Origin of the sequence: Ensifer sp. SSB1 (genome assembly GCF_016652895.1) — a bacterium.
GTDB lineage: Bacteria > Pseudomonadota > Alphaproteobacteria > Rhizobiales > Rhizobiaceae > Ensifer.
Window position 1 is genome coordinate 6,819 of the sequence record NZ_JAEPRP010000222.1, and the last position, 3,670, is coordinate 10,488.

General features: G+C 61.6%; 3 protein-coding genes. All 3 read right to left on the reverse strand.

Annotated elements, in window-relative coordinates; genetic code table 11:
- The coding region (locus tag I8N66_RS33335) for a hypothetical protein (RefSeq protein ID WP_291163585.1) at positions 1-238 on the reverse strand (238 nt) is incomplete at its 3' end.
- 11 nt (positions 239-249) lie between these two features.
- Complete coding sequence (locus tag I8N66_RS33340; RefSeq protein WP_291163588.1) at positions 250-1,152, reverse strand: hypothetical protein; 903 nt, start codon at positions 1,150-1,152, stop codon at positions 250-252.
- 10 nt (positions 1,153-1,162) lie between these two features.
- Positions 1,163-3,256, reverse strand: coding sequence for a hypothetical protein (locus I8N66_RS33345; protein WP_291163591.1), 2,094 nt, complete (start codon positions 3,254-3,256; stop codon positions 1,163-1,165).
- Between the last annotated feature and the right edge of the window lie 414 nt (positions 3,257-3,670).

Sequence of the window (3,670 nt, forward strand, 5' to 3'; positions counted from 1 at the left end):
CATTCGTGCCCGGTCCGCCACCACCGCCTGAGGCGGTGCAACTGTCCTGCATGTTCTTCCAGAAGTTCGGCGACTTGTCGGCCCGGCCCGTATCCGGGTTCTCGGACTTGAAGGCGTCGGCAAAGGCAAGGACCTCGCAAGCATTGTCGCTCTGGAACTTGTCGCCCCCCTTGTATGTTTGGCCACCATAGTCGAACTTCTTGGCGCTCGCGGGGACACCGACCGTGAATTGGGGCATGGCTGTCTCCTCTAGCTAATCGCCACCACCACTGCGTGATCGCCATCCCAGACGAGGTCGCCATCGTTGATGTCGACGGCGACCGGGGCGACTTGCGACGCGGCCTTCAGGAAGGTGGCGAGATCCGTCTCGATCTGAAGGCATTCGGCCGGTGTCATAACGCGGCCGAAGAGCTGGGTGATCTCGGATGGCTGGTTGTGGCTGGTCAGGAATCGCTCAATTGCGACATGGATCGGCGCTCCGGTCTGGCGGTGCCGGCCGAGATGGATCTCCACCCCGTTTCGCACGAGAGCGTTGCGAGTAACCGTGACCGCCACCGGCTCGCCGTAATAGTTGATCTCGACTTCGGCGATATCCTCGACCTTCGCCATGTTCAGATCGGGATGGCTCTGGTGGATCTGACGCATTGTCTCAGCGGTGCGAGCAAGCTCCCGCCCTGCAACGTCGTCGCGCGCCACGTTCAGGATGAACTCCTCCAGACCGTCCTCGTCGTCATAGGCAGCGATGCGCCAAACGCTGGAGGTGTGGCCCTCTTTGACGCTCCACAACTCGCAAAGGCGGCGCCCCTTCGGCGCAAGCCGGGTTTCGAGATATCGCTCGGCGGCGCGGGTGGACTGCAGGAATGAGAGCACCCGATGCCGTGACGCTGCCTCCCTCAGCCTCGCGAACGCCGGATCGTCATCCCCTTGGTCATCAAACAGGCGATGTGCGTAGCGCTGCCATTCTCCGGGATCGAGGATCTCGCCCTCTAAGCCGCGGCTGATGATTCCATGGAACGGAACCGCCGCGGCCAAGTCATCAATCGACGTCCCCCGTACCGGAAGACGATCCGGGCCGTGATACCGGGCGAAGACGACGGCGGGGCTCCACCGGTCCGCCGGGACGGCCGGCCGCGCCGTGGTGGGGGTCACCATGGCAGCCGTCCTATTTGCGCTTCGATTTTGAGGCGCCGTCGTCGTTCTTGCTCGATTCACTCTTGAAGGTAACGCCGAGCGCTTCGAGTTTCATGCGTCGCACGTCGGCTTCGTCGACGCCGGCGATCCGAGCCAGATCGGCGTTGCGGAAGGTAAGGACATCCTCCAGCGAGACGGACTTGGCCTCCTTCTTCAGGTAGGCGGCGACCCGATTGACCACTTCCTTCGGCAGTCTCACGGTGCCCTGGCCGCGCACCCGTTCACGGCCGAGCCGGCTCTGTACGACCTTGTATTCGAGTTGCTTGGCAAAGAAGTTGGTGTCAATGAACTTCTGCGGCACAGCGGTCGGATCGTTGAGGCTCTTAAGTGTCTCGATTCGGATATAGTTGGAAAGTTCATTGACCTGCTGCAGCGTGTAGCGCGATTCCGAGACGCGGCCCGTCGACATCGTCGCCGCGGCGGGAGCCCCCGCGGCAGCGACCGCGCGGGCTTTTTCGGCGCATTCGACGCAAGGCTCGCCGTCGACCGCATGAGTAAGGGCGGCCACGGCCTGCGTCGAGGCCGCTGCGGCATTCGCCATCTGATAACGTGCCGCGTAGTTGGCGGCGGCGCGCGAGACCGCGAGGTGGGCTGGAATCGGCCGGATGGCGACAACAAGCTCCCGCAACGGGTGCCGACCGCGCTCCGAAGCGCAGCAGCAGAGACCGCGGGTGGTGATCATCAGCACCTGCTCTTCGCCAACCTGCTTGGTCGGGGTGGTCGAGACGAGATTGACCTGGACCTGACGTCGTGCATGGCCGGCCCAAGCCTGGATCGTGTCCGGGCAGTCGACGCAGACCTCACTGCCCTCGTAGCAGATATGCCCTGCCGCCTCGGCATTGATGTTCAGCGTATGGCCGTTCGGCGTCACGACCACGCTGGTCGACCCGTGCGTCGCCTCGTTGATTAGGTCGTTGTAGGATTCGATCCGGTAGCCGGCCGGCGCGTCATAGGTCACCGTGTCCTGCGCCTGCGTGCGGTAGCACTGATAATGCACGTCCCAGCACTCGATGAAACAGGCTCGGGCGCCGACGATGCGCTCGGCCGGTATGTCGTGATCGGTGGCGACAGCCGCGTTGGCCGAGGCGATGGAGGTCGATTCCGACTTGCGGTCATAGTCCATGATCGGCGTCGTCGTCAGATGGCTGGTATCGAGGCGGATCGCGACACAAAAATCATCCTGCTCCTTCAATTGCGCGACGACGAGGAAGAACTCCTGGATGCCTTCGACTGGGCGCGGACCGCGCACGAAGCCGGACGGTTCCTCCAGGGTATGGGGACGCGGCTGCACGAAAAAGACCGCCCGGTTGGTGCCGAGATGGTAGCTGTCGAGCAGATGGTACATCTGCGAAATCTGGGTCGAGAACGAGAAGGTCTCGCGCTTCTCCGTGCCGACATCGGACGAGCGCGAGGACATGCCTTCCTGCGCGTTGAGTTGCTTCGTGCCCCATTGTCCGTTCGGTGCGGTATAATTGAAGCCGCCGCCTGTGCCCGCATAGGAGGCTTGCATGCCGAATCCCCCGCCGCCCATGTCGACGTCGAGGATCTCCATCGACTGGGTCGAACCGCTCGACTTGGTCACGTTGAGTGACTCGATCGATCGCGATTGCTTTTCCTTCGTGTCGGTGGCGAGTTCATAGAGTTCGCGCTTCTTCGGCTCGAAGTCCATGAAAAAGGGATATTCGGCGAGTGGCAGCTTACCCTCAGCTTCCTTCGGCCCGACCAGTACCTGCAGAATCGCCCCGTGACAGGGATTGTAGGAATTCAGCAGTTCGGTGAGGCCCGGGATCGTCGTGACATCGACGCCGCTCCAGTCGATCGTACCCTGTACTTCCTGGTCGAGCGGCTGGTAGCCGGTCAACGTCGCCGTAACCTTCAGATAGGTGATCCTGTATTTCGGATATATCTGGTTCTCTTCATCAGGGACATATTTGAAAACGGCCAGCGACGTCTGCCATTTGGCGGGAAGCCGATCGTCGCAGATACGCGGGTCGATCATGTCCTCCGTCACGCAGATGCGCTCCCAGGGAATGTCGGTTGGCAGGCTGAGCTTGAAGTTCGACATGTGAGGTCCCCCCATGAGGTCGGGCGATGACGCAGCCTCTGTCCGGCCATCAACGCCGGGCAGGCAGTGTTGCGGCGACAAGGCACACCACAGGCCTCGCCGTGCGGCGAGCGCCAAGACCCGCACCAATACGATGTGAATATCGATAGCCGATTCAAAGCCTCGGCCGAGCGTTCAACGAGATCTGTTGTGACTGCCGGGGTGTCGAATTAAACCGTCTTTTGATGACAACCGACCATGGAAAGCGCCGTGCAGCTGAAATCGAGAGAGTTGCACGGAACGTCTGCTGACGTAATACCACTCATCGAGGATTGGATGATGCGGCTGGGTCCGGAGTACGTCAAGCATTGCGAGGGCTACGATGCCAGCAGTCTTAAGATCTTGTAAACGCCTCGCGCCAACAAATCCCAAGAT

Coding starts and splice junctions, on each gene's coding strand:
- I8N66_RS33345 (WP_291163591.1), bottom strand. CDS start 3,256: ATGTCGAACTTCAAGCTCAGCCTGCCAACCGACATTCCCTGGGAGCGC.
- I8N66_RS33340 (WP_291163588.1), bottom strand. CDS start 1,152: ATGGTGACCCCCACCACGGCGCGGCCGGCCGTCCCGGCGGACCGGTGG.